General features: G+C 40.6%; 19 protein-coding genes and 1 other annotated feature. Of the genes, 9 read left to right on the forward strand and 10 right to left on the reverse strand.

Features of this window, described 5'->3' with window-relative positions; all coding sequences use genetic code 11:
• Nucleotides 1-31 precede the first annotated feature (31 nt).
• From ALW18_07010 to ALW18_07030, 5 genes are all read left to right on the forward strand, one after another.
• On the forward strand, nucleotides 32-1,558 hold the full coding sequence (locus ALW18_07010) for an ATPase (protein ID AOE52281.1): 1,527 nt from the start codon (nucleotides 32-34) through the stop codon (nucleotides 1,556-1,558).
• Between the two features lie 43 nt (nucleotides 1,559-1,601).
• Complete coding sequence (locus ALW18_07015; protein ID AOE52282.1) at nucleotides 1,602-2,294, forward strand: hypothetical protein; 693 nt, start codon at nucleotides 1,602-1,604, stop codon at nucleotides 2,292-2,294.
• Between the two features lie 82 nt (nucleotides 2,295-2,376).
• Nucleotides 2,377-3,240 (forward strand): RNA polymerase subunit sigma, encoded by an 864-nt coding sequence (locus tag ALW18_07020; GenBank protein ID AOE52283.1) that lies wholly within the window; start codon nucleotides 2,377-2,379, stop codon nucleotides 3,238-3,240.
• A 442-nt stretch (nucleotides 3,241-3,682) separates the two neighbouring features.
• Nucleotides 3,683-4,345: a ribulose phosphate epimerase gene (locus tag ALW18_07025; GenBank protein AOE52284.1), complete on the forward strand. Its 663-nt coding sequence runs from the start codon at nucleotides 3,683-3,685 to the stop codon at nucleotides 4,343-4,345.
• Nucleotides 4,346-4,401: 56 nt separating this feature from the next.
• Nucleotides 4,402-5,847, forward strand: coding sequence for a glycosyl hydrolase (locus ALW18_07030; GenBank protein AOE52285.1), 1,446 nt, complete (start codon nucleotides 4,402-4,404; stop codon nucleotides 5,845-5,847).
• Nucleotides 5,848-5,926: 79 nt separating this feature from the next.
• Here the strand turns inward: ALW18_07030 and ALW18_07035 are convergent, their stop codons facing one another.
• The 5 genes from ALW18_07035 to ALW18_07055 form a co-directional block, all read right to left on the reverse strand.
• Nucleotides 5,927-7,246 (reverse strand): transporter, encoded by a 1,320-nt coding sequence (locus ALW18_07035; protein ID AOE52286.1) that lies wholly within the window; start codon nucleotides 7,244-7,246, stop codon nucleotides 5,927-5,929.
• A 12-nt stretch (nucleotides 7,247-7,258) separates the two neighbouring features.
• Entirely contained in the window at nucleotides 7,259-10,333 is a 3,075-nt protein-coding gene (locus tag ALW18_07040; GenBank protein ID AOE52287.1) for an acriflavin resistance protein, read from the reverse strand.
• A gap of 1 nt (nucleotide 10,334) precedes the next feature.
• Nucleotides 10,335-11,417 carry a cation transporter gene (locus ALW18_07045; GenBank protein AOE52288.1) on the reverse strand — a complete coding sequence of 361 codons (1,083 nt, stop codon included), beginning with the start codon at nucleotides 11,415-11,417 and terminating at the stop codon, nucleotides 10,335-10,337.
• Between the two features lie 537 nt (nucleotides 11,418-11,954).
• Nucleotides 11,955-12,176 (reverse strand): hypothetical protein, encoded by a 222-nt coding sequence (locus ALW18_07050; GenBank protein AOE52289.1) that lies wholly within the window; start codon nucleotides 12,174-12,176, stop codon nucleotides 11,955-11,957.
• An 81-nt stretch (nucleotides 12,177-12,257) separates the two neighbouring features.
• On the reverse strand, nucleotides 12,258-13,106 hold the full coding sequence (locus ALW18_07055; GenBank protein AOE52290.1) for a hypothetical protein: 849 nt from the start codon (nucleotides 13,104-13,106) through the stop codon (nucleotides 12,258-12,260).
• A gap of 256 nt (nucleotides 13,107-13,362) precedes the next feature.
• Here ALW18_07055 and ALW18_07060 point away from each other — a divergent pair, with 256 nt between their 5' ends.
• The gene (locus ALW18_07060) at nucleotides 13,363-15,609 is read left to right on the forward strand and encodes a TonB-dependent receptor (protein ID AOE52291.1); all 2,247 of its coding nucleotides are present in this window, start codon (nucleotides 13,363-13,365) and stop codon (nucleotides 15,607-15,609) included.
• A 92-nt stretch (nucleotides 15,610-15,701) separates the two neighbouring features.
• Nucleotides 15,702-16,160: a hypothetical protein gene (locus tag ALW18_07065; protein AOE52292.1), complete on the forward strand. Its 459-nt coding sequence runs from the start codon at nucleotides 15,702-15,704 to the stop codon at nucleotides 16,158-16,160.
• Here the strand turns inward: ALW18_07065 and ALW18_07070 are convergent, their stop codons facing one another.
• From ALW18_07070 to ALW18_07085, 4 genes are all read right to left on the reverse strand, one after another.
• Nucleotides 16,161-16,547 carry a cytochrome C oxidase subunit II gene (locus tag ALW18_07070; protein ID AOE52293.1) on the reverse strand — a complete coding sequence of 129 codons (387 nt, stop codon included), beginning with the start codon at nucleotides 16,545-16,547 and terminating at the stop codon, nucleotides 16,161-16,163.
• Between the two features lie 7 nt (nucleotides 16,548-16,554).
• Nucleotides 16,555-17,556, reverse strand: a complete 1,002-nt coding sequence (locus ALW18_07075; GenBank protein ID AOE52294.1) for a 3-oxoacyl-ACP synthase — start codon at nucleotides 17,554-17,556, stop codon at nucleotides 16,555-16,557.
• Between the two features lie 69 nt (nucleotides 17,557-17,625).
• Nucleotides 17,626-19,935: a 5-methyltetrahydropteroyltriglutamate--homocysteine methyltransferase gene (locus ALW18_07080; GenBank protein AOE54342.1), complete on the reverse strand. Its 2,310-nt coding sequence runs from the start codon at nucleotides 19,933-19,935 to the stop codon at nucleotides 17,626-17,628.
• Nucleotides 19,936-20,066: 131 nt separating this feature from the next.
• Nucleotides 20,067-20,260, reverse strand: a binding site (cobalamin riboswitch).
• A gap of 106 nt (nucleotides 20,261-20,366) precedes the next feature.
• Nucleotides 20,367-22,799 carry a hypothetical protein gene (locus ALW18_07085; protein AOE52295.1) on the reverse strand — a complete coding sequence of 811 codons (2,433 nt, stop codon included), beginning with the start codon at nucleotides 22,797-22,799 and terminating at the stop codon, nucleotides 20,367-20,369.
• Nucleotides 22,800-22,949: 150 nt separating this feature from the next.
• Here ALW18_07085 and ALW18_07090 point away from each other — a divergent pair, with 150 nt between their 5' ends.
• Both ALW18_07090 and ALW18_07095 read left to right on the forward strand, forming a co-directional pair.
• Nucleotides 22,950-24,281 carry a hypothetical protein gene (locus tag ALW18_07090; protein ID AOE52296.1) on the forward strand — a complete coding sequence of 444 codons (1,332 nt, stop codon included), beginning with the start codon at nucleotides 22,950-22,952 and terminating at the stop codon, nucleotides 24,279-24,281.
• The gene (locus ALW18_07095; GenBank protein ID AOE52297.1) at nucleotides 24,278-24,970 is read left to right on the forward strand and encodes a transcriptional regulator; all 693 of its coding nucleotides are present in this window, start codon (nucleotides 24,278-24,280) and stop codon (nucleotides 24,968-24,970) included. The genes ALW18_07090 and ALW18_07095 overlap by 4 nt, the downstream gene beginning before the upstream one ends.
• A gap of 52 nt (nucleotides 24,971-25,022) precedes the next feature.
• Here the strand turns inward: ALW18_07095 and ALW18_07100 are convergent, their stop codons facing one another.
• Nucleotides 25,023-25,988 carry an AraC family transcriptional regulator gene (locus ALW18_07100; GenBank protein AOE52298.1) on the reverse strand — a complete coding sequence of 322 codons (966 nt, stop codon included), beginning with the start codon at nucleotides 25,986-25,988 and terminating at the stop codon, nucleotides 25,023-25,025.
• Between the last annotated feature and the right edge of the window lie 83 nt (nucleotides 25,989-26,071).

Genomic DNA, 26,071 nt, shown 5'->3' on the forward strand with positions numbered 1-26,071 from the left:
CCGAAATTAGAATCGCGAAACCAACACTACTATGGCAGACACAACTCACTTTTTAGAAACCATTACAAACGGTTACCAGGCAAAAGGCGCTACAATCACCTTAGGTACCGCAATGCTTAACGGCAAGCCGGTACAGGACGCTTTTATAAAGATTCCGCTTAAAACCCTTAATCGTCACGGACTTATTGCCGGAGCAACGGGTACAGGAAAAACCAAAACACTTCAGGTGCTTGCCGAACAACTTTCTGAAAATGGTGTGCCTGTTTTAATGATGGACATAAAAGGTGATCTAAGTGGTATTGCGAAAGCAGCACAGGAACAACCCTTTATAACTGAAAGGCATGCTAAGATAGGCTTACCATATGAAGCCAAAGCGTTTCCTGTAGAGTTGATGTCGCTATCACAACAGGATGGTGTGAGGCTAAGATCTACCGTGTCGGAATTTGGCCCGGTATTGTTTTCAAGGGTATTGGGGCTTAACGACACACAGACGGGAGTGGTAAATGTAATTTTTAAATACTGCGACGACCACAATATGCCATTGCTGGATTTAAAAGACATTAAAAAAGTACTGCAATATATCACTGACGAAGGCAAAACTGAAATTGAAAAAGAATACGGCAGGATATCTACATCGTCAACAGGTTCTATACTTCGCAAGATCATTGAGCTGGAACAACAGGATGCCGATCTGTTTTTTGGAGAATTGTCTTTTGACATTAACGACCTGATGCGTATAGATGAGCAGGGACGGGGCTACATTAATATTATACGTTTAACAGATATTCAGGACAAGCCAAAGCTGTTCTCAACTTTTATGCTTTCGCTTTTAGCCGAGATATACAATACTATGCCCGAGAAAGGCGATGCCGATCAGCCGGAGCTTGTAATTTTTATAGATGAGGCACACCTTATATTTGACGAGGCTACCAAAACACTTTTAGACCAGATTGAATCTATCGTAAAACTGATACGCTCTAAAGGTGTGGGCATTTTCTTTGTAACCCAAAACCCTACCGATGTGCCCAACGGAGTATTAAGCCAATTAGGGTTAAAAATTCAGCATGCCCTGCGTGCCTTTACCGCAACCGACAGAAAAGCCATTAAGCTTACCGCTGAAAATTATCCTATTTCTGAATTCTACAAGACGGACGAGATCATTACACAATTAGGTACAGGCGAAGCTCTTGTTACAGCGCTGAGTGAAAAGGGCAATCCCACCCCTCTCGCAGCTACTATGCTCCGCGCACCAATGAGCCGAATGGACATTCTGACTTCTGATGAAATCACACAGCTTAACGCCTCTTCTAGACTGGTTAAAAAATACAGCGCGGTAACTGACCGTGAAAGTGCGTATGAGATGCTCTGCAAAAAAATTGAAGCAGCCGAAGTCCAAGAAGCAGAGGCACAACAGCAGAAAGCTGAAGAGAGATCGGCAAAAACAGCATCAAAATCTTCATCTACCGGAAGCACCATAGAAAAACAGATCATCAAAACAGTAACCAGTGCTACTTTTATAAGAGGTGTGTTTGGTGTGTTGAATAAAATGTTTAAATAATATTTTTTGTATGCTAAGAGAATATATCATCGCAGTATCCTTCATGGTTTGCTTATCGATTACTGCCTGTACTAAAAAAAGTACTTCTGAAAAAAACATAGCAGCCGCTGCTCCCACTATACCATCTGTAAGCGGTAAAGAATTTGTAACAAATCTTGAAAAGCTTGGCTACTTTAAATATGCCGAGCCTAAAGATCTTGACTCTTTAAAGGCTACTATGATAAGGCTCTACGATCCAACAAATGAACTTGTTACTATTTGGGATGATGAAACTTCTTTACCAAAAGATTACAGGCTGTACTGGTGCGACAGTGAAGCCCTTTTTGAAGCCGGGGGATTCAGAGAAATGCTTGCCAGACTACAACCGACCTTCGATAGAATTGGCTTAAAAATAAATGTTACCAGCCATATTGAGGAATGGGATGCTAAAAATAACTGGCTTAATCACTCTGTTACTATTAATGGAACTAACTATACCATATTTAAAAAGTTTACAGGTATAGGCTGGGGCGAAGCAGCGCAGACATTTGCAGATATTCTTAACAATGAACTGAAACTGCAAAACAAAGAAGACCGTATCTACCTGATACATGGCGGTAACGACGGAAGAATCATCTTTTTAAACCCCGCACAATTTAAATACATAGACAGCGTTTACAACAATAAAGAATGGAAACCTTTAGAGGTAAAAGAATGGTGCAGGGAGATGAATGTAACGCCTATAAATGTTAAATAAATATTTTTTTTACTCCCCGTGTAACTTTTTGCCTGCTTGTTACGTATAACTAATACATTTCATATAACTCAGGAATCTTTACATGAGACAATTAAAAATTACCAAGCAGGTAACCAACAGGGAAACTGCTTCATTAGACAAGTACCTTCAGGAGATTGGAAAAGTGGATTTGATCACAGCGGATGAGGAGGTAGAGTTAGCACAACGAATAAAAGCCGGAGACCAGAGAGCACTAGAGAAATTGACAAAAGCCAATTTACGTTTCGTGGTATCGGTAGCAAAACAATATCAAAACCAGGGATTAACACTTCCCGATCTTATCAACGAAGGAAACTTAGGTCTTATTAAAGCTGCACAGCGTTTCGATGAAACACGTGGTTTTAAATTTATTTCATACGCAGTGTGGTGGATCCGTCAGTCTATACTTCAAGCACTTGCAGAACAGTCGCGTATTGTTCGTTTACCGCTTAACAAGATTGGATCTATCAATAAGATCAATAAAATGTATGCTCTTTTAGAGCAGAGCAATGAGCGTGCTCCTTCGGCAGAAGAAATCGCTAAAGAACTTGACATGACTGTAAACGATGTTAAGGAGAGTATGAAAAACTCAGGCCGCCACCTTTCAATGGATGCGCCGCTTGTAGAAGGTGAAGACTCTAACCTTTATGACGTATTACGTTCTGGTGAGTCTCCAAACCCTGACCGTGAGCTTATTCATGAGTCGCTTCGTACAGAAATTGAGCGTGCTCTTGAAACATTAACGCCCCGTGAGGCAGATGTTGTCAGGCTTTATTTTGGTTTAGGTGATCAGCACCCAATGACTCTTGAAGAAATTGGAGAAACTTTTGACCTTACACGTGAGCGTGTTAGACAGATTAAAGAAAAGGCTATCAGGAGATTAAAACACACATCTCGCAGCAAGATCCTTAAAACTTACTTAGGATAAGTACCGTAAATACAAAAAACGACTGCCGAAATTTCATATTTTAAATAAAAATTGTATTTTGGCAGTCTGATTTTGTACGAACACCTCTAAAAATATTTAAAATTACAAACAGTTCAATAACTGTTCGTTTTTTGATTGATGATTGAACTCCGGCTGATTACCGGAGTTTTTTTTGGTCTAAACCTTCCGTGTTACTAAGTCTCAAATTAATTAAATACGGAAAATCTTACAGTGAAAACGTAATAGTCCTTCACTAAATTGTGTATCATGGCAACTTTTTTCATAATACCTGCTATTTTTTCACCCATCTATTTTATTCACAGGCAAATTGGCAACATTTTATCCTAAAATAGACTGATACCCTCAATCCTAAAACTTTATGACTTTGCGACTTTGCAGCTTTATGAGTTAAAGTTATCTTTGCGTAAACATACAAACTACGATGAAAAATACACTTATAGCACCTTCAGTGCTTTCGGCAGATTTTGCCAACCTGCAGCGCGATATCGAAATGATTAACAACAGTGAGGCAGACTGGTTTCACATTGACATTATGGATGGTGTATTTGTACCCAACATTTCTTTTGGAATGCCGGTACTTGAAGCTATAACGCGCCATGCTAAAAAAACGATCGACGTTCACCTTATGATCGTAAATCCGGATCAGTATATTAAAACATTTGCACAGCTTGGTGCTACCAACCTTACGGTACATATAGAGGCTTGCACTCACCTGCACCGCACACTTCAGGCTATAAAAGCAGAAGGTATGAAAGCCGGTATTGCTGTTAACCCTCATACTAACGTATCGCTTCTTGAAGACGTAATTAAAGATGTTGATGTTGTTTGCCTTATGAGCGTTAATCCAGGCTTCGGCGGACAGTCTTTCATTGAAAGAACATACGACAAAGTAAAACAGCTTAAAGAAATAATTACACGCAACGGTGCTTCTACCCTTATCGAGATAGACGGTGGTGTTAGCGATAAAAATGCTAAACAGTTAGTAGAAGCAGGTGCAGATGTACTTGTAGCAGGAAATTATGTTTTCAGGGCTGAAGATCCTGTAGCAACCATTGCAAGCCTTAAAAAGCTTACTTCTTTCTAAGAATACCCTACCCAAATAAACATCCAAAAATCGGCCTTCGGGTCAAACATCTATTCATGAAAAAAATTCCATTATTAATCCTTTTGGTTTCGGGCAGTATGCTTTGGGGCCAAAAAAAGAAACCTTTTGCTACAGATAGCAAAAAGGTGACAGTGTACACCACTGCCGAAAAAACCAATCAGAGGCTTGCGCCTGCTGCAGGAACACTTTCGTTCACAGAACTTAAACAGCCTCTGGAAACGCAAATTTCTGTATTTGTAGACCCTAACAAAACCTTTCAGACGGTTATGGGTATTGGTGGTGCTATTACAGATGCTTCTGCCGAAACTTTTGGTAAAATCCCAAAAGACAAGCAGAAAGAAATACTTGATGCTTACTATGATGTAAACAAAGGTATTGGTTACACCCTGGCAAGAACAACTATTCATAGCAGCGATTTTTCAAGCGGAAGCTATACGTACATTACCGAAGGCGACAAAGAACTTAAGTCATTCAATGTTTCGCACGACCAACAGTATCGTATACCTATGATCAAGCAGGCAATTGCCGCTGCGGGAGGTAAACTAACGTTATACGCGTCGCCATGGAGCCCACCGGCTTTCATGAAAGACAATAATAACATGCTTAAAGGCGGTAAACTTAAACCTGAGTTTTTCCAGACATGGGCTACATATTATACTAAGTTCATTAAGGCGTATGAGAAAGAAGGAATCCCGGTTTGGGGTATCTCTATCCAAAACGAGCCAATGGCTACACAAACCTGGGAGTCTTGTATTTTTACAGGCGAAGAAGAGCGTGATTTCCTTAAAAACTTCCTTGGACCAACAATGAAAAAAGAAGGCCTTGGCAGCAAAAAGATCATTGCATGGGATCATAATCGTGATATGCTCTACCAAAGGGCAAGCACAGTACTTAACGATCCTAAGGCAGCTAAATACCTTTGGGGCATTGGTTACCACTGGTACGAGAACTGGAGCGGCGGCGAGCAGATGTTCGACAACCTTAAACTGGTTCACGAAGCATATCCTGAAACCAACCTGATCTTTACAGAAGGTTGTAAAGAGAAGTTTGATATTACCAAGATCAACGACTGGAAGCTGGGTGAGCTTTACGGTACAAACCTTATCAATGACTTTAATAACGGTATCGTTGCATGGACAGACTGGAACATACTTCTTGACGAAAATGGTGGACCAAACCATGTTAAGAACTTTTGTTTTGCACCTATCCATGCTAATGTAAAAACCGGAGAGATCATGTACACCAGCGAATACTGGTACATAGGCCACTTCTCTAAATTTGTACGCCCTGGTGCTAAGCGTATTGCTTGTTCTCCAAGCAGAAGCGCAATAAGTGCAACAGGTTTTATCAATACAGATGGTAAAGTTGCAGTTATCGTAATGAACAAAGGCGAGGAGAAACTTAACTACAACCTTTGGATTGAAGGTAAAGCTGTAGAAGTAGAAAGCCTTCCGCATTCTATACAGACTTTGGTGTTTTAATACTGAATCGCATTATAGCAAAAAACCTCCGGTACTGCCGGAGGTTTTTTTTATTGTATGATTTTCTAAATCTTGAAGATTAAAAAGTAATATTACCAGCCAATTGTTTCAATGACACTTCGGATATTTTAGCCTGGAATTGTGCCGAACTGTTACGCGTACGGGCATTAACATAGTTAAGCTGAGCTGTACGTACCTCAAGTTGGGTAATGGTACCAATACGGTATTTCTCTAACGTAATATCAAGGTTTTGTTTGGCAATATCTTCATTACGTGCTTCAAGTTCTACAAGCTCAAGATTAGTAAGGTAAGTTTGATAGGCAGAAATCAGCTGTGACTTAACCGTTTGCGTCTGCTGATCGATTAAAATCTGGCTGTTGTCAATCTGAAACTTCGCGATTTTCTCGTTCCTGTTCTGTAAAAAGCCATTAAATATATTTATAGATGCCGATATACCATAGTTTAAACCGCGGCTGTTATTTTCCCTGGCAAACCCAAGACTGGATTCACTTTCATTGAAAATATAACCTGTGCTGACGCCTATTTGCGGATACCGCGACGACTTAACCTGCTTGAGGTTGAGTTCTGCCACCCGCTTATTAATAAGCGCCAATTGTATTTGTGGATTTTGCCCTGATGCTAAATTCATAAGGTCAACCAGTTTTAATCTGTCGTCTATAGCTACCGAATCTATAACCTTAAAATCTAATACAAGATTACGTGCCATAAGCTCGTTTAAATAGGTCTTTGTATTTTGATACGATTCACGCTGGCGAAGGTAATTGGTCTGGTCGGTATTAAGGTCTACCTGGGCATTAAGTACTTCGAGCTTAGCCGCTTTACCAATTTTAAATCTGTTATCGGCAGTAGTAACCCTTTGCTTTGATATCACAATTGCAGTGTCAAGTGCAGTAAGCATCTGCTGCTGCTGCACCAGGTCAAAATAGGTAGTCATAACATCGCTTACGCGGTTAAGCACCATAAGTTTCAGTTCTGTTTCCCCCTGTTTTTGCAGTTCTTTCAACTGATCGTAGCGTGCAAACATCCTGAAACCATCAAAGATAGTCCATCCTAAATTTACACCGTAACTCATGCTATTGTTACGGGCATTATCCAGTTCCTGCACAGTACCATCTGCACGAATCTGTTTGGAATATTGTTGATTATTATTCTGCGTAAACGTTCCTGAAAGATTAGGCAGCAAGCCTGCATTGGCAAGGCTTACATTCTGCTCATCAATCTTAAGGTCGTTTTTAGAGAGCTTAATATCGTAATTGTTTTCAAGCGCAATAGCAACTGCCTTTTCCGGCGTTAGTAAATCCTGTTCAGGTATAAGCACTACCTGTGCTGAAGAAGCAATTGTAAACAGGCTACATAAAATATACAGGCAAAACCTCATATAGTAATGGTTTTAGTCTTCAAGATTATCAAATTCGGGGCGGTGCTTTCTGGGCTTCGACCACATAAAATAAATAGCAGGGATAATAAAAAGTGTAAGGATAAGTGAGAACACTGTTCCTCCAACAATTACAACACCCATACCAACACGGCTGGTAGATGCAGCACCTAACGACATAGCAATAGGCAACGCACCAAGTGCAATAGCTAAACTGGTCATTAAAATCGGGCGAAGGCGCGATTCTGCGGCTTCCATAATTGCTTCGTATTTTGGTTTGCCTTCTTCGCGAAGCTGGTTGGCAAATTCTACTATTAATATACCGTTCTTGGTAACAAGCCCGATAAGCATAATCGTACCGATCTGGCTAAAGATATTCCAAGTCTGCCCGAACAGCCAAAGCGACAATAACGCCCCTGCGACCGCCATAGGTACCGTAAGGATGATAATAAACGGATCTATAAAGCTTTCAAACTGGGCGGCTAATATTAAATAGATAAGCAATAGTGCGAGTCCGAACGCAAACAACGTATTCGAGCTACTTTCTACAAAGTCACGCGACTCACCACCAAGATCGGTAGTAAATGTATCATCCAGTACTTTTTCACGAGCGCGCTCCATAGCATCAATACCATCGCTGATACTCATACCCGGCGAAAGTCCTGCCGATACAGTAGCCGACATATACCTGTTGTTGTGGTATAACTGCGGCGGACTACTTTGTTCGTCTACCGTTACTAAGTTATCAAGCTGCAATAGCTGACCAGAACTGCTTTTTACAAATGTAGATGTAAGGTCTATTGGTGCATCACGGTCTTTCAGTTCAAACTGCCCCATAACCTGGTATTGCTTACCATTCATCATAAAGTACCCAAAACGTTGTCCGCTCAATGACAATTGTAATGTCTGCGCAATATCAAGTAACGATACACCAAGGCTTTGTGCCTTTTCGCGGTCTATAGTTACATTTATCTCCGGCTTATTGAATTTAAGGTTCACATCGGTCATAGAAAAAGTTGGATCTTTACTTACCTCGTCCATAAATTCCGGAATCTTCTCCCGTAGCTTTTCAAAGTTAGGTGCCTGGATAATATACTGAATTGGTGGCCCTCCCCTTCTGTTTACAGCAATAGTAGGCTGTTCTGATACAGAGGTTCTTGCTTCGCTGTAGCGTTTTGTCCATTTGGTAAGGTCGGCAGCAATTTCTTTTTGCGAACGCTCCCTGTCTTCTTTTTCTTTTAGTGCTATCCTTACACGACCGCTATTTACAGAAGCAGATCCAAATCCGGGCGATGTAATTACAAGGCTGGCTTTCACTTCGGGAATGGAGTCCTTAATAAGCTTTTCCATCTCCTGCATAAAGCGGTCCATATAGTCATAAGATGCACCTTCGGGAGCGGTAATATTCATACCTATAAAACTCCTGTCATCATACGGTGCTGTTTCCTTTTGGATGGTAGAATAGAAAAATGCAATAAGCCCGATACATATAATAAGAATAGGGAAACTTAACCATTTTCTTTTCATGAAACCTTTAAGCGAATCGGCGTAGCCTGAATTCAGCTTTTCGAAATACGGCTCTGTAAATTCGTAAAATCTTGATTTTTTATGTACCCCTTTTATAAGGTAAGCGTTAAGCATTGGTGTAAGCGTTAACGATACAAAGGCAGATATTAAAACGGCCGCTGCAATGACGACCCCAAACTCCCGGAAGAGCCTGCCCACAAATCCTTCAAGGAAAATAACCGGAAGGAAAACGGCTGCCAGTGTTATAGAGATTGAAATGACAGCAAAGAAAATTTCGTTCGCCCCTTTCATCGCAGCTTCAATAGGGGTCATCCCCTCTTCGACCTTTTTGAATATATTTTCGGTGACCACAATACCATCATCTACCACAAGACCTGTAGCCAATACAATAGCCAATAGCGTTAATACATTTATGGAGAAGCCAAAAATGTACATGATAAAGAACGTTGCAATAAGCGATACCGGAATATCCAGCAACGGGCGCAGTGCAATAGCCCAGTCCCTAAAGAAAAGGTAAATAATAAGTGTTACCAGTATAATAGATATAGCGAGTGTTTCAGCCACCTCCAATACCGATTTTTTAATAAACATTGTGTTATCAATAACAATATTAGTTACCAAATCGCCCGGAAGCTCTTTTTTCATCTGCTCATATTGCGCATAAAAAGCATCGGCAATTTCAACATAGTTGGTACCCGGCTGCGGAATAATAGCAAGACCAACAAGCTGCTGGCCTTCATTAGTCATTTTAGTTTCGAGGTTTTCCGGGCCAAGTTCTGCACGGCCAACATCGCTAAAGCGAACAATCTTTTCACCCTCCGATTTTATAATGATATTATTAAACTGTTCCGGATTGGAAAGGTTACCCAGCGTTTTAATAGTAAGTTCTGTATTGGCACCTGTAAGTTTACCTGTGGGCAGCTCTACGTTCTGACTGTCTAATGCGGCACGGACATCACTCACGGTAACACCGTATGCATTAAGCTTTACAGGATCAAGCCACATTCTCATAGCATAACGCTTTTGCCCCCATATCTGCACGCTGCTGACACCCGGAATGGTTTGCAGCCTTTCGGCAATAACATTCTCGGCATAGTCACTTAATTCAAGCGGATTACGGGTAGCGCTCTGCACCGTCATGGTAATAATAGGTTCGCTATCGGCATCTGCCTTAGAAACCACCGGAGGTGCATCTATATCCTGCGGAAGGCTTCTAACGGCTTGTGATACTTTATCACGCACGTCGTTAGCCGCTTCTTCAAGATTTTTTTCAAGTTCAAATTCAATGGTAATATTACTGGAACCCTGGTTACTTGACGATGTAATATTCCTGATACCGTCAATTGAGTTGATGGCTTTTTCCAGCGGCTCTGTAATTTGCGATTCTATAATGTCGGCGTTAGCACCCGCATAACTGGTACGCACCGATATTTGTGCAGGGTCGATAGATGGAAATTCCCTTACCCCTAAAAAGGTATAGCCTATTATACCAAATAGTATAATTGCCACATTCATTACGATAGTAAGTACGGGACGCTTAATGCTTAGTGTAGATAAACTCATACTACTTCGCTTTTTTAGTTACCGATACTTTTACCGGGGTTTCTTTCTTAAGCGTAAGTACGCCGGTGGTAAGTACTGTATCCCCGGCTTTAAGTCCCGAAAGTATTACAATATCTTTATCGGTACGGGTTCCGGTTTCTACCATGACCTCATCGGCTTTACCGTTTCTGGATACAAAAACCTTTTTCCCATCCTGTACAGGAAAAATGGCCTCGGTAGGAATTAAAAAGGCGTCATCCGTTTTATCTAACGGAAGTAATACGTTTGCAAATGTACCCGGAAGCAGTTTCCCGTGGCTGTTATCTGCTACTGCCCTTACTCTTAACGTTCTTGTAGCTACTTCTACAGCAGGTTCTAATGCATAGATCTTAGCCTGGAATTTTTCATCTGTTCCTGCAACGGTAAAGCTGATGTTTGAATTCACCTTCATCTGCGTAGCATATTTTTCAGGAATAGAAAAAGTAATTTTTATCTGGCTGCTGTTTACCAGCGTAGAAATTATAGTTTCAGGTGTAACATAAGTTCCCGGCGATATATTACGTAAACCTACAGTACCCGAAAACGGAGCCCTTATAGATGTTTTATTTATCTGCGCGTTTATTAGTTGGGTTTGCGCCTGTGCAGTTTTAAAGTCGGCACTGGCTATATCATACTCTTCCTGGCTTATGGCTTCTTTCTGCAAAAGAAGTTTAGCACGCCTTTCGTTTTCTCCGGCAAGTGTCTGCCTTGTTTTAGCCTGACCTGCCTGGGCACGAAGCTCAATATCATTGATCTTAACAAGCACCTGGCCTTTAGCAACTTTAGAACCTTCGGTAAAATATATTTTCTCTGCTATACCCGATACCTCTGTACGTACTTCTATCTGTTCGTTGGCATCGATAGATCCTGAAAGCGATAATGTATTGGCGAACTCCTGTGGTGCAACTACTACACCATTTACTGCCATAGCCGGTTTTTTGCCGTCTTTACCGCCCCCGCCACCGGAAGCTTCCATTTTTGCTTTTTTGTTTTCAGATATCCTGTAATACACAAGGGCACCAACACCCAAAAGTAAAAGAGTATAGACAATATATTTAACCTTCATAAAGTATATAGTAAAGTTATAGCCGGGCAAAACTACTCGAATAAAACCAGCATTTTTTTACTAAATTGTAAAAAATGACCAATTGAATTCATCAATTGTATATTTTCCCTGCCAATAAGTTGCACAAAGCTAACAGAATAAATTTTCTGTTGAAAAACATAGCTCATAGTTTAACAAAAAATATACCAGTATTTTCGCTCAGCACAGGTTTACAAGCTTTATTGCGGTTAAATAACATAATAGCGTCATAATGTAGTATTATGATTCCGTAACTCAATCTATTGCTTTTTTGGAACGCATTTCTTTTTTGAAGAAGAAACGGCAATACTTATTGCTCCAACAAGTAGTAACTCACTGTGCATATCGACATCAAAAACAAGCCTGATTAAAAAGGCCAGTGCTAAGCAGGTACCCAGTACGAACAACGATCGTAAAAGATATTGCCTTACTCCTAAAACAAAAGATGACTTTAAGAGCATATACATACAATCAGAGTCTGTATAGCAGCAATTACAATAAGGATAAGTTTTGTCATGGTTAATTATTTTTTGCCAGGTAATTACTTTTCATCTTTTTATAATTCACAAATAATATTGAAAGTGGAGCCACAATTACGGGCACAAATGTATCTGTATCAAAAAGCAGGCGCATTACGTAGCCAATAAGTATACAAATAGCAATTGTAAATACTACAGCAATTGCAAATCTTGTATTGAATGACATTGTAGATTTGTTGGAAGTGTTGGTTGGATTATTCATGATTTTAATGGTTGATTAATTTTACAGTACAAAGATGAAGCAATCGATTTCTAAAAAATTGTAAAATTGGGACAACACTATCTAATCTTCAAAATGCCAGTACGTCTCCTGGCTACCAAGACGGGTAAGCTTAGACAACAATGTTTTTGGCGATTGTGTAGTAACCGATTTAAAATGTTTTATAAAATGCGCCTGGTCGTAGTAAAGGCTGTATAGCGCAACATCGGTAAGGTTCGCCTCTTCTCCTGCCTTTTGTGAATAGTTTAATGCATTGCGAAACATCACCATCTTTTTATATTCTTCCACACTGCAGCAAAGGTGTTTTTTAAACAGGCGAAGCAAGGTCTTACGGTTTACGTTAAGTAAGTCAGACAGCTCCTCAACTTTGATAGTTCCGTTAGAGTTAAGTATTTCCTGAACACCTTTTTTTACAGAAGGCTCAGTGAAACCATTATAATTATCCGCAAAAAAACTATCAAGCAAAGCGGCTTTTTGTTCAGCATTCTTTTCTGCATATACCTGTTCAAGCATATTTATATAATCCTCTCCAAAACAGTCAAGGTTATTTATCGACCGGTCAAAAAATTCACCTAATGGCTCTTTAACGAAATGATTCAGCCCAAGCGGATTAAATACAATTCCGATTTTATTAAAAGCACCGTTAAGCTCCACCTTAAAATTTTTATCGGTGTTAATAGAATAAAAAGAAGATATGGCGCTGCTTGTTGACGGAAGCACCTGCGACCCTTCGTTGGTAAGGCTTACATGAGAACCTTTATATATAGTGATAGCATGCTTGTAATTAGGATAGAAGAAAAACTTTTTACTGAATCCGGGATCGTCAGACACATGAAAATAGTAGTAGTCAATATATCTGGCTACCAACTCATTTTTGGGTTTAACTGTTACAAAGCTGCCTTTTGAATCCAAAATTGATGTTTTTGCTGAAGGTAAATATAGTAAATCGCAATTTTATTCGCTAGCAAGTTATCCCGAATTATGGTTTTTTAGTGGAAGCTCCTAAACAGCTAAAAACTACGGGAAGACCACAGCCTCATTGGAAAAACTAAAGAAATACAAAACAATAATATTAGGAGTTTCGAATAAAAATATAAAATAAACTTAAAAATAATTTTTAGACTAATCTAAATTTATACTTTTGTAAAACTAATTATAAGTTTAGATAATGAAAACATACGTTCAGTTACTACTGATCTTCGCTTCGATACCCCTGTTTGCACAAAACGGAACCGTAAAAGGAAAAATAACGCAAAATAATGATCCCGTACCTGCGGTAAGTATTATTGTTACCCCAACAGGTATATCGCTTGCTGCCGATAATGATGGCTATTACCAGATTAAAGATCTGCCATATGGTAACTATGAGATTATTTTTAGTTCAGTAGGATTAAAAACAGAACGTAAAAAAATAACCATCAACAAACCTGAAACAACGCTGAACATAGCTTTGAAAGATGATAACCAGGAAATGGAGGAAGTAGTAATTACCGGAACCATGAAGGAGATTAGCCGAAGCGAAAGCCCTATTCCTGTGGAGATAATTACTCCTAAGTTATTTAAGAAGAACCCTACCGCCAGTTTATTCGAAGCTGTGGGTATGATAAACGGGGTTCAGCCTCAGCTTAACTGTAATGTGTGTAACACGGGCGATATTCATATTAACGGAATGGAAGGGCCTTATACTATGATATTGATAGACGGCATGCCCATTGTAAGTGCGCTTTCTACCGTTTACGGCCTTAGCGGAATACCCAACAGTATTGTAGAACGTATAGAAGTTGTAAAAGGTCCGGCATCTTCGCTATATGGATCGGAAGCTATGGGTGGAATCATCAACGTTATTACAAAAACACCAACCAAAGCGCCGGTTATAAGTGCCGATTATTTCACTACAAGTTGGGGAGAGCAAAGCCTTGATGGTGCTGTAAAAATTAAAGCTGGAGAGGCAACATCATTATTAGGTGTCAACTATTTTAAATATGGCGTTCGTGCCGATAAAAACCGCGATAATTTTACCGACGTTACCCAACAGGATCGTATATCGTTATTCAACAAATGGAATTTTGAACGTAAAGAAAATCGACTTTTTAGCCTTGCCGCACGCTATGTGTATGAAGACCGATGGGGTGGAGAAATGAACTGGACAAAACAATTCCGTGGTAGCGACAGTATTTACGGCGAGAGCATTTATACCAAACGTGCTGAAGTTATCGGGTTATATCAACTTCCTACAACAGAAAGGATATTTACGCAGTTCTCGTACAACTGGCATGACCAGAATTCTTATTACGGCGACACACCGTATATGGCAACACAGCAGGTAGCTTTTGTTCAGGCGTATTGGGATAAGCAATTTGGCGAAAACCATACCTTTTTACTGGGTGCAGCGATGCGCTACACCGATTATGACGACAACACGCCTGCGACTGCAACCGAAGATGGCTTAGGTAATAGACCACAAAGGACGCCGCTTCCCGGTTTATTCATACAGGATGAATGGACCATTAACGAGAAACACAAACTATTGGGCGGTTACCGTTTTGATTATGACAAGAATCATGGTGGTGTACACTCGCCAAGAGTAGCTTATAAATATGCCCCAAACACAAACAACACCATAAGGGCAAGTTTTGGTACAGGTTTTAGGGTAGTAAATTTATTTACCGAAGACCATGCTGCACTTACAGGCGCACGCGATGTTATAATTGCCGAAGAACTAAAGCCGGAACGATCATTTAATGGTAATCTTAACTACGTACTGAAAGTGCCTACCGACTTTGCTTTTATAGGATTTGATGTTACAGGTTTCTACTCTTATTTTACCAACAAGATCGTAGGTGATCTTGATACCGATCCAACAAAGATTATTTACGACAACCTTGGAGGCCATGCCATATCTCAGGGTATATCGTTAAACACCGACCTTACTTTTACTTTTCCGCTGAAAGTATTAGCAGGGATATCATATATGGATGTTTTTCAGATGGAAGATAATGCATTTGGGAAGCTGGAGCGTACGCAGCAGTTGCATGCACCAAAATGGTCGGGGAATTTTATTGGTACCTACAGCTTTCGTAATAACTATAGCGTAGATGTTACTGGTAACTGGTACGGGCCAATGCGCCTTCCGATTCAGCTTAACGATTACAGGCCGGAATATTCGCCTTGGTTTTGTACGGCTAACATTCAGTTTACTAAAAAATTCAGTTCGGGACTTGAATTTTACGGGGGTATGAAAAACGTATTCGATTTTGTCCCTAAAGATCCGCTTATGCGTCCGTTTGACCCTTTCAACAAAAATGCGGCAGATCCTGTAAGTAACCCTAACGATTATACTTTTGACACCAGCTATAACTACGCTTCAATGCAGGGACGAAGGGTGTTTTTAGGGATACGCTATAATATGTTTTAATATGATGTTTGACGACAGGAGAAATCTCAGATGCTAAACAGAGATTCCTCAACTCCGTTTCACTTCGTTCGGAATGACGACACTGATATAAAATGAAAAAACTACTGTACATAGCAATCTTTCTCTTCACTGTTTCCATCGGCTACAGCCAGAAAAACTATGTAATAACGTTTAAAGATCTTCCTCAGAAAATGGCTGAAGAGTCCCGCCATATACTTATAAAAATGCATACCGACTGGTGTGCTGTATGCAAATTACAGGACCGGCAGATTGAAAAAGACAAAGCCCTTCAACACCAATTGGCTAAGGGCCTTTACTATATTGAATTTGATGCAGAATCGAGAGAATCTCTTGTATTTAATGGTACAGAGTATAACTTTATACCTCATGGTACCGGAGGCTTACACGCCTTAGCCGCTGAACTAAGCGAAACCAAAGCTTCTTACCCTGCCTGGATATTACTATCTCCTGATTATACTATTCTGGCTCGCTATAACGGCTTATTGAAAAGCGGGGAGCTAAGGGAGATTTTATCTAAAATCAGCCAATAATTATTTGTTTATCGGCACCGGCTCTTTGTTCTCGTTAATGGCAACAAACGTAAAGTTTCCTGTGATTGCTTTCTCGCGTGTTGGCGAATACATATCTTCCACAAAAATTTCTACATGTACCTGCATACTGGTGTTACCAATATGGGTTACTTTACCGATTAACTCAGCAAAAGTTCCCGCCGGGATAGGTTTTTTAAAATCGATACGGTCGCTGCTTACAGTAACCACTCTCTGCCTGCTGAAACGGGTAGCCGTAATAAAAGCTACCTCATCCATAAGGTGCATTGCGGCACCTCCAAAAAGGGTATCGTAATGGTTTGTAGTATTAGGAAATACTGCCTTAAATATATGTGTTTCTGCTGCGTCTATTTTTTCCTGTAAAGTCATTCTAAGTTTATTTGTTTTTAAGTTCGCCCCATACTACATAGGTACTTCCCCATGTAAATCCTGCTCCAAAGGCAGTAAGCAATATTTTATCGCCCGGGTTAAAATCTTTGTGGAAATCCCAAAGGCAAAGCGGTAAAGTTGCAGCGGTCGTGTTACCGTAACGCTCTATATTTACCTTTACTTTTTCTTTGGCAACACCAAGGTTCTGGCCTACAGCATCTATAATACGCAGGTTAGCCTGATGTGGCACCACCCAGTTGATATCGTCTGTAGTAAGGTTATTTCTTTGCAGGAGTTCGTTACTTGTACTCGTCATGCCGTTAATTGCATTTTTAAATACAGTACGCCCGTCCTGGCTAACATAATGCCTTTTACCTTCAATAGTCTGATCGCTTGTGCCTTCTGCCGATCCTCCAGCCGGAACCGAAAGGAACTGCACTCCGTTACCGTCAGATTTATAAATGGCATCCATAACAGCGGCGTCACCTGTAGATGGCTCTAACAGTACTACGCCTGCGCCATCACCAAAAAGCACGCAGGTATTGCGGTCTTCGTAGTTTACAATAGCGCTCATTTTATCGGCTCCTACCAACAGTACTTTTTTGTGCCTGCCGCTTTCAATAAACGATGCCGCTACCGACAGCGCATATAAAAAGCCGCTGCATGCCGCATTAAGGTCGAAACCCCAAGCGTTAATTAATCCTGCTTTTTGTGCTGCAAGTGGTGCAGCAGGTGCTAAGTTATGATCTGGTGTAGATGTTGCTAATATAAGGACCTCTATCTCTTCCGGCTTAACACCCGAACTTTCAAGAAGGTTTTGTATTGCCAGCGCAGCCATATCAGATGTGGCTTTTCCTTCCTCTAAAATGCGCCTCTCTTTAATTCCTGTCCTGCTTAAAATCCATGCGTCAGACGTGTCTACCATCTTTTCAAGGGCAGCATTGTCCAGCACGGTTTCCGGGACGTAACCCCCAACAGCGGTAATCGCTGCATTTATTTTGGTATTCATATAGTGTACTTGTGATTTCATCTTAAAATCATACCTGCCACTGTAACAGCAGCAGGTATAATTGCAGGCCTATAGGCTTACGTGCTGACCAACGCGCAACTGCTGCGCGGCGCCAACCATTTCAACCAGGGCCTTTTTGGTTTCATCCCAGTGGCGGGTTTTAAGTCCGCAATCAGGATTTACCCAAAGCTGTTCTGCCGGGATAACCTTTTGTGCCTTATCCATAAGCGCAACCATCTCTTCTTTTGACGGTACACGTGGCGAGTGAATATCATATACCCCCGGCCCTATCTGGTTAGGATACTTAAAATCGGCAAAGGCATCCAGCAACTCCATTTGAGAACGCGAGCATTCAATGGTTATTACATCGGCATCCATATCGGCAATGTTTTCTATTATATCATTAAATTCAGAATAGCACATATGGGTATGTATCTGGGTTGTATCGTTAACACCAGATGCAGAAACCCTGAATGCCTTAACCGCCCACTTAAGGTAATCCTGCCAACAGCTCTTGCGAAGCGGAAGCCCTTCCCTTATTGCCGGTTCGTCTATTTGTATTATTTTAATTCCTGCTGCCTCAAGATCGGTTACCTCATCCCGTATAGCAAGTGCAATCTGCATACATGTGTCACGGCGCGGCTGATCGTTCCTTACGAAAGACCATTGCAATATGGTAACCGGGCCTGTAAGCATACCTTTTACTAATTTATCGGTAAGCGATTGTGCATAGGCAGACCACTTAACCGTCATAGGTTCCGGCCTTGATACATCTCCATAAATAACCGGCGGTTTCACGCAACGGCTACCGTAACTTTGCACCCATCCGTTTTTGGTAAAGGCAAAACCCTGAAGCTGCTCACCAAAATATTCAACCATATCGTTACGTTCAAACTCTCCGTGTACCAGTACATCGATACCCGTTTCTTCCTGAAAACGTATGGTTTCTTCAGTCTCTTTTTTTACAAGCTCTTCGTAATGCTTTTGAGTGATATCGCCTTTTTTAAGCGATGCCCTCCAGCTTCTTACTTCCGGCGTTTGCGGAAACGAACCGATAGTGGTAGTTGGAAACAATGGCAGTTTTAAAGCTGTTGCCTGCAATGCTGCCCTCGTGCTGAAAGGATTGGTACGCTGCGCCTGTTCTTCGGTAATACCCGCAACCCTCTGCTTAACGTTTGTATTATGTATAAGTGCCGATATCTTTCTGGCATTAACCGCTGCAATATTTTCTTTTAGGCTGTTAGCCGCATGGGTTATATTTTCGCTGTTAGCCAGTTGTTTTATTACAGCAACCTCGTTTATTTTTTGTTTGGCAAAAGCCATCCATTGTTTTATTTCAGGCGATAATGCTTCTTCATTTGTCTCAAGATCTAAATCGTATGGAGAATGCAGTAACGAACATGAAGGCGAAATGATAACGCGATCCTTTCCTAATTTTTGTACTGCTTTATCTATTATTTTTAGCGATGCCTGAAAATCATTCTTCCAGATATTACGCCCGTCTACAACTCCTAACGACAGGCTGGTTTCCTGCGGAAGGATGTTTAATATAGCGTCTAACTGCTGCGGCGCGCGAACTAAGTCTACATGAAGCGCACATACGGGTAATAAAACTGCAAGTTCGGCATTGTCACCCAGTTCTTCAAAATAAGTAGCAAGCAATATTTTTAATGCCGGAAAAGCATTTTTTATCTCGTTGTAAACATATAAATAAGCCTCTTTATCTTTTGCGGAAAGATCCATGGCTAAGAAAGGTTCGTCAAACTGTATCCATTCAGCACCATTTGCTACAAGGTCTGAAATAATTTCCAGGTAAACCGGAAGCAGGTTTTTAATAAGGCTTATCTTTTCAAAACCTTCTTCTTTTTCTTTACCTAAAAGCAGGTAAGTAACCGGGCCTATAATTACAGGCTTAGTAAGTATACCCTGTTCTTTAGCCTCTGTAAACTCCTGAACTATTTTTTTAGAGAAGTACGAGAACTGCTGCCCTTTATAAAATTCGGGCACTATATAATGGTAATTGGTATCAAACCATTTTGTCATTTCCATTGCGGTAATATCGTTACCGTCTTTCTGATAACCGCGTGCCATAGCAAAATACAGATCGGTATCGTTTTGGCCTTTAAGGTTTTCATAACGCGAAGGGATAGCCCCCAATGCAAATGACAGGTCGAGTACCTGATCATAAAATGAAAAATCGTTAGACGGTATAAGGTCTATGCCCGCCTGTTGTTGCAACTGCCAGTTTTGCAGCTTTAATTGTCCGGCGATTTCTGCCAGCTCGTTACCGGTAATTTTACCGGACCAGTAATTTTCGCAGGCTTTTTTTAATTCCCTGCCGCTACCAATTCGTGGGTAGCCAAGATTGTTTGTGAACATTTTTTTGCTTTTAAAAATTAATAATTTTAAAAGCTCTTTTGCCCATTTCACAATGCCTTAAGAAGTATGGCAGGTCTGGGCATAGAAATTCCATGCAAAAAACCGAAACCAATTGCTTCAAACCGCGAAAGCATTGTCAAGTAAGTAATGGCAGGTCTCCTGACTTGTGCCGTTTTTACCGTCCTTCCCATACGCCGCGGCATACAGTGAACATAATTGGTAAAAACCTTGGTGTGGCACTTACAGTTGCGCGACAGTTCGTGATTTACACACGATTCCCTTTTAATTTTGGCCTTCGCCGAAAACCATTCCCGTTTGAAAGAAATTAAGTAAAGAACTTATTACGGCTGCAAATATACCAACTATAATTTATATAAAAGCCTGCATCCACCATATTGGTGAATGCAGGCAGCTAACTCAAACGTTATTGTTTATAAACGATTTTGCTCCTCGGTGGTCTGGCGTTGCTTACCCCCCTCCAGTTTCTGGTTACCAAAACGGTACCTGAACTGTATCCTAAAGCTCTGTGAATCGCCATAATCATAGGAAGTACTATACTGATTGGCATAACTAGTGGTAAATCTTTGCTTCTCTCCCCTGTAAATATCAGAGAAGATAAATGCCAGTTCTGCGCGGTTTTGAAAAAACTGCTTTTTAAAACTTACCGACATTGTAGATATTCCGCTGATGGTAAATGTGCCTATAACCCTTGGTGAGCCATAGCCAAAATTCAGCTCTCCAAAAAAATCTTTCTTTTTGTTCAGCGTAAAGCGGTTGTTGGTATCGCCGTTAAATGCTGCTTTTTTATTTACATACAGGTTACCATCTACCCCTTGAAAGGTGTTTGCAAGATGTACCACGCTAGCCTGTACCCCAAATTGCCACCATGGAAAAATTTCCAGATTGGTATTGAAATCAAGCCCAAAGGCTGTGTTCTTATCTATATTGGTTACCTGCCTAACAAGTGTATTGGTGTCATAATCCTGGTAGGCAACATCCATAGTAGGGTCTTTCTCATAGCGATAATATAAATCGAAATTGTATTTGCTGTACAGCGTATATTGTAGGTTAAAGTTATGTGTTATAGTAGGCTGCAACCTTGGGTCACCTGCACTATAAGAGTATGGCGTGTTGTACGACCTGAAAGGGTTTAACGCGCTATATTGCGGCCTTACAATTCGTTTGCCATAGGATGCGCCAATCTGGTGATTATCGGACGCTTTGTATAAAGCATATACTGTTGGAAAGAGCTTAAAATAATCCTGAGTATTTATTTCTCCCGTGCTTTGCGAATTGCCTTCAAGACGGGTATGCTCACCGCGAAGCCCGGCTTTTAATCCCCACTTGCCAATTTCTTTATCAAGCCCTACGTAACCTGCAAGTATGTGCTCATCATACAAAAAGCGATTTTCCATATCGAGGTTTGGATTCGGATTACCCGTTGTAACATCAAGGTAATTAAAATCGTTGTTGGCACTTACCGACCCATACCGTAACCCTGCTTCAACATTAGAGCCAACCAGTTGCCCTGTATAATCGGCCTGTGCCGAAAAAAGATTAATACGCCGTGTATCTCCACTGGAAATTACATTCTGCCGGTACGGTGCTTCATCAGGCAAAGAGAAATCGGCTGTTATCTGCTGATCCTGGTTATAGTAATACTGTGTAATATCAGAACCAACAGTAATTTTATGCAGGTTATTAAATTTATGTTCGTACGATCCGTTTACGGTGATATTCTTTTGCGGATAATCGCGGTGATTGTGGCTGTTGTAAAGCGAATCTAGCTGCCCCATGCCATCATAGATGTAGGTTGGATTATGTATGTTTGCCGTACTCTTTAAACTGGAAAATCCGTTTGCGCCAACCGTTACCGTGTTCAGGGTATCAATAGTATATTCGGCAGTGAGGTTATAGCTGTTTTGCTGTAATGCCCTGAAATGCGATTTCTCTCTGGTATTCCATACCGAGGCTACACTATTATCGGGATTGAAATATTTTACCGTGCTATTGCTCTCGCCATAGTAATGTCCTGACCCAAACATATAGCCACCGTAAACCGCAAAACGGTTGTGTTTATAATAATGATTGGTAGACACCACTCCTTTAGGATACATAGATTGCACATAGGCACCTGATACCCCACCCCTATAGCCAACACCTATATTTTTCTTCATCTTAATATTAAGTACCGCACTACCCTGCGCCTCATATTTAGCCGGTGGAGTCGTAATCACTTCTATCGATTTTATATCATCGCCACTGGTGTTTTCTAAAAGGTTTTTTAGCTCGGTGCCCGTTAGGTAAACTTTCCTGTCGTTTATCGTTACAAGTACACCACTGCTCCCACGGATTGACAATCCTCCCGAGGCGTCTACACCCGGGGTTTTCCTTATTATTTCCCATGCATTGTCTGACGAGAGAATGGAATTCTCAACATCAAACTCAAGGCGGTCTATCTTTCGTTTTACAACGGGCCTTTTTTGGTTGATAACAACGTTATCGAGTTCTTTTGTTCCTGCTTTCAGGGTTACATCAGGAAGTACGGTATCTGCGGTTATTGTAATTTGCTGCTTATGGTTTTCAAAACCAATGGTGCTTATTGAAAAAGTATAATCCCCATGCGGTAGATTCTTTATTTCAAAATGGCCGTTCTCATCGGTAAATGATGTTTTTACGGCAGTTGAATCCTGCACCGACTTCAGTACTACATCAGCGAATGCTATAGGCTGTTTAGCAATATCATATACATTGCCCGACACGGCGGGGTTCTGCGCCATGCCGTTCAATGAGAGTAAGACAAACAGAATTAATAACCCGTGTTTTTTGTAGCTGCTAAATACCAGATTGATGATTGAACCCATGATGATTGTTTGATGATTGACAGGGCAAATCTCTGCATTTGTTTTGGTTATGATGGTTAATGCTCGGTTAACGACAGGTTAATGACATCAACAGCTATGCTTTTAATGCAATAAAAACATAGTTTTGTACTTGCAGCACTACATTAAACTATGAAGCAAAAAATAACCTTTCTTATCTCAGGATGTATCCTTACTGTTGTGGCACTCGCCCTTATACAGGCTTATTTTATTTATAACACGTACCTTCTTAATGCCAAAGAAGCCAATCAGGCTATTAACAGCCAGCTTCTCGCCATGGAAACCACAGGAAAACTGGACACGCTAAATAATGTCTGGATGGAAAAAACCAAATGTTTTGTTGATTTGTATTATAACAAAAAAGCAACGAAGCAGGATTATGTAAAACTGATAAAAAAAACGGAAGACTCGCTTTCTGATGTGATCTCTAAATTTATTATTAAGGAAAAATTTTTTGAAGGGTATGATGTAACTTTTGCCAACTATATTGTTTCAGCAGGAATCTATAAAGACGATCCAAAAAAAGCAAAGCCGTTATTTTCAGGAAAGATGTTGCTTTATGGTAATAATCCCGACAGAAATGCCGAAACACAGGCATCGCAATCTACATGGCATGGAGACAGCAATAAACAATTTAATTTTGTAGTGGTTACAGAGCGGTACTACAGCATTGAGAACTGGGAAAAAAATGTATTCATAAAAATGTCGGGGCTGCTGATATTCTCTGTTTCCCTGTTGATATTTGTAGTCGCTTTATTTTACTTGTCTATAAAGAACCTTATTACCCAGAAAAAGATAGCCGACATAAAAACCGACTTTGTAAACAATATTACCCACGAATTCCAGACACCTCTGGCAGCACTTGATATTGCCGTAAAAACCCTGCGAAAAAAAGAAGGCGAACTCACCGAAGAACACTTTACTACATCCCTTGACATAATAGACCGCCAAAATATACGCATGCAAAAATTGTTCAGTCAGGTTACAGAGGCCTCCTTAACCGATGATACTATTACACCGTTAAATGCTCAAGCAATAGATTGCAGTACGATAAAAGAGATCATCACCGATTTTGCATTATCCCATCCGGCCATATCGGTTAACTGCGATAAGAGTTCGGCAGTGCTGCATATTGACAAACTGCATTTAACCACACTATTGGTTAACCTGTTAGACAATGCCGTGAAATATGGTGCAGATACAATATCGGTAAACCTTGAGGACACACCTGATCACTCGGTTTTAACTGTAAAGGATAATGGCATAGGTATTCCCGTAAAGGAACAAAAAGCTATATTCGATAAATTTTACCGTGTCGAAAAAGGCAATATACATACTACTAAAGGACTCGGACTTGGACTGTATTACATACAGCAGATCGTAAAGGCCTACAAGGGCAGTATATCCGTAAAAAGCGTTGAGGGCACGGGCTCAGAATTTATAATTTCAATTGCAAAGCCATGAAACATATATTATTGGCAGAAGACGATTTTGATTACGCCAGCATACTAAAGCAGTACCTTGAAATATCGGGGTTTACCGTTACATGGGCAAAAGATGGTGCCGAAGCGTTACTGCTTTTTCCACAAGCTAAACCTGACATTTGTGTGTTTGATGTAATGATGCCAAAAATGGATGGCTTTACGCTTGCTGAAAACATAATTACCGACTATCCCGAAACGTCTATTGTTTTTCTTACCGCTAAGGGTATGAAGGAAGATAAGATACGTGGTTTAAAACTGGGTGCCGATGATTATGTTGTTAAACCTTTTGAAGCCGATGAGCTTATACTCCGCATAAAAAATATCCTGAAGCGTTCGCAGCGTTCGTATAGCGCTACTCCCGAAGGCAATAACAAGCTCACCATTGGCAGTTATGCGTTTGATGGTGCTAATTATACACTTACCAACAATGATACGTTACATCGCCTGACGGAACGCGAAGCAAACCTTATCAGCTATCTCTTTGACAACAGGAACCGTGTAATAAAACGTGACGAAATACTAAGCAAGGTATGGGGTAGCGATGACTTTTTCTCAGGAAGAAGCATGGATGTTTTTATCAGCCGTTTACGGAAGTACTTTGCTGAAGATCCCTCTATTGCAATAGTAAGCTACCGTGGGTTGGGACTGGAATTTAAGATAGATAAATAGCTTGAAGGTGATTCGGAATCAGAATCAAATAATCTAACTACAGAATAAGCAGTTAAACCAGTTGCCCGCTAAATTTTTCCCTATACATTTTCGGGGTCATACCCACATTCTTTTTAAACAGGGTTCGGAAAGTTTTTAAGTCATTATACCCCGATTCCAGCATAACTTCAAGTATACTGTGGCGCGATTGTTCCAGCATTTGCTTGGCAGCCTCAATACGTGTTTTTTGCAGGTATTCTATTGGGGTTATTCCGGTTACCTGCTTAAAGCGGCGTACAAGGTTTCGCCTGCTCGACGGTACATCGGTAATAAGCTCTTCGATTGTGCTGGCAGTATTAAAATGTTTCTTTATTTCGTCCTGTGTTTTTTTAACCAGGTCGTCGCCATGGTCTTCTGCGGGTGTAAATGTGCCAAAATAGGTTTGCCTGTTTCTGTCAAGATCTATAGAAAATACTTTTGCCGCTTTTACCGCAATTTTTTTACTGCAATAAATTTCAAGCAGCAGCATTAGCAGGTGGAATGTATTGGTCGCGCCTCCGCTGGTATATACCCTGTCCTGTTCGGTAACTACCGCTTCTGCCTGCAATTGTACCAAAGGGAATAATTTGGCAAATGCACTTTCTGCGTTAATATGCGTTGTAGCAGGTTTATTGTCTAACAACCCCGAAGCACCAAGCAAAAAAGCACCCGTGCAAAAACTCGCCACAGCAGCACCTCCTTTATATTGACCCTGAAGCCACGGCACCCAGGCTATATTTGTTTTTAAGGATGTTGCCAAATCTTCTCCTTTAAAAGATGGTATCATTATCAAATCGTAATCCACATCTTTTGTTATCGCTTTCGGCGAATGCCCCGGATAAACCAATCCTTCATGTTCCGGCAAATGAATAAGGCTAATCGTAAAAGGAGCGTCTTTACCTTCCTGCGTATAGAAACGATTGGCTGTTTCAAATACATCTAATATGGCAGCGACACTTAGCAGGCGGTGGCCTTTAGTTAATAAAATTCCTAATTGCATAACGGTATAATTACAGGTAAAACAAATATAATTGCTTTTTGGCTCAAACGCCCCCTTAGATTGACTTTTTATAACAGCATATC

This window comes from Flavobacterium psychrophilum (genome assembly GCA_001708385.1).
GTDB lineage: Bacteria > Bacteroidota > Bacteroidia > Flavobacteriales > Flavobacteriaceae > Flavobacterium > Flavobacterium psychrophilum_A.

What these genes read in the sequence shown, in the direction of transcription:
- ALW18_07025 (AOE52284.1), top strand. Translation starts at nt 3,683, where the DNA reads ATGAAAAATACACTTATAGCACCTTCAGTGCTTTCGGCAGATTTTGCC.
- ALW18_07030 (AOE52285.1), top strand. Translation starts at nt 4,402, where the DNA reads ATGAAAAAAATTCCATTATTAATCCTTTTGGTTTCGGGCAGTATGCTT.
- ALW18_07010 (AOE52281.1), top strand. Translation starts at nt 32, where the DNA reads ATGGCAGACACAACTCACTTTTTAGAAACCATTACAAACGGTTACCAG.
- ALW18_07085 (AOE52295.1), bottom strand. Translation starts at nt 22,799, where the DNA reads ATGGGTTCAATCATCAATCTGGTATTTAGCAGCTACAAAAAACACGGG.
- ALW18_07080 (AOE54342.1), bottom strand. Translation starts at nt 19,935, where the DNA reads ATGTTCACAAACAATCTTGGCTACCCACGAATTGGTAGCGGCAGGGAA.
- ALW18_07040 (AOE52287.1), bottom strand. Translation starts at nt 10,333, where the DNA reads ATGAGTTTATCTACACTAAGCATTAAGCGTCCCGTACTTACTATCGTA.
- ALW18_07100 (AOE52298.1), bottom strand. Translation starts at nt 25,988, where the DNA reads ATGCAATTAGGAATTTTATTAACTAAAGGCCACCGCCTGCTAAGTGTC.
- ALW18_07075 (AOE52294.1), bottom strand. Translation starts at nt 17,556, where the DNA reads ATGAATACCAAAATAAATGCAGCGATTACCGCTGTTGGGGGTTACGTC.
- ALW18_07060 (AOE52291.1), top strand. Translation starts at nt 13,363, where the DNA reads ATGAAAACATACGTTCAGTTACTACTGATCTTCGCTTCGATACCCCTG.
- ALW18_07020 (AOE52283.1), top strand. Translation starts at nt 2,377, where the DNA reads ATGAGACAATTAAAAATTACCAAGCAGGTAACCAACAGGGAAACTGCT.
- ALW18_07090 (AOE52296.1), top strand. Translation starts at nt 22,950, where the DNA reads ATGAAGCAAAAAATAACCTTTCTTATCTCAGGATGTATCCTTACTGTT.
- ALW18_07015 (AOE52282.1), top strand. Translation starts at nt 1,602, where the DNA reads ATGGTTTGCTTATCGATTACTGCCTGTACTAAAAAAAGTACTTCTGAA.
- ALW18_07035 (AOE52286.1), bottom strand. Translation starts at nt 7,246, where the DNA reads ATGAGGTTTTGCCTGTATATTTTATGTAGCCTGTTTACAATTGCTTCT.
- ALW18_07070 (AOE52293.1), bottom strand. Translation starts at nt 16,547, where the DNA reads ATGACTTTACAGGAAAAAATAGACGCAGCAGAAACACATATATTTAAG.
- ALW18_07065 (AOE52292.1), top strand. Translation starts at nt 15,702, where the DNA reads ATGAAAAAACTACTGTACATAGCAATCTTTCTCTTCACTGTTTCCATC.
- ALW18_07050 (AOE52289.1), bottom strand. Translation starts at nt 12,176, where the DNA reads ATGAATAATCCAACCAACACTTCCAACAAATCTACAATGTCATTCAAT.
- ALW18_07095 (AOE52297.1), top strand. Translation starts at nt 24,278, where the DNA reads ATGAAACATATATTATTGGCAGAAGACGATTTTGATTACGCCAGCATA.
- ALW18_07045 (AOE52288.1), bottom strand. Translation starts at nt 11,417, where the DNA reads ATGAAGGTTAAATATATTGTCTATACTCTTTTACTTTTGGGTGTTGGT.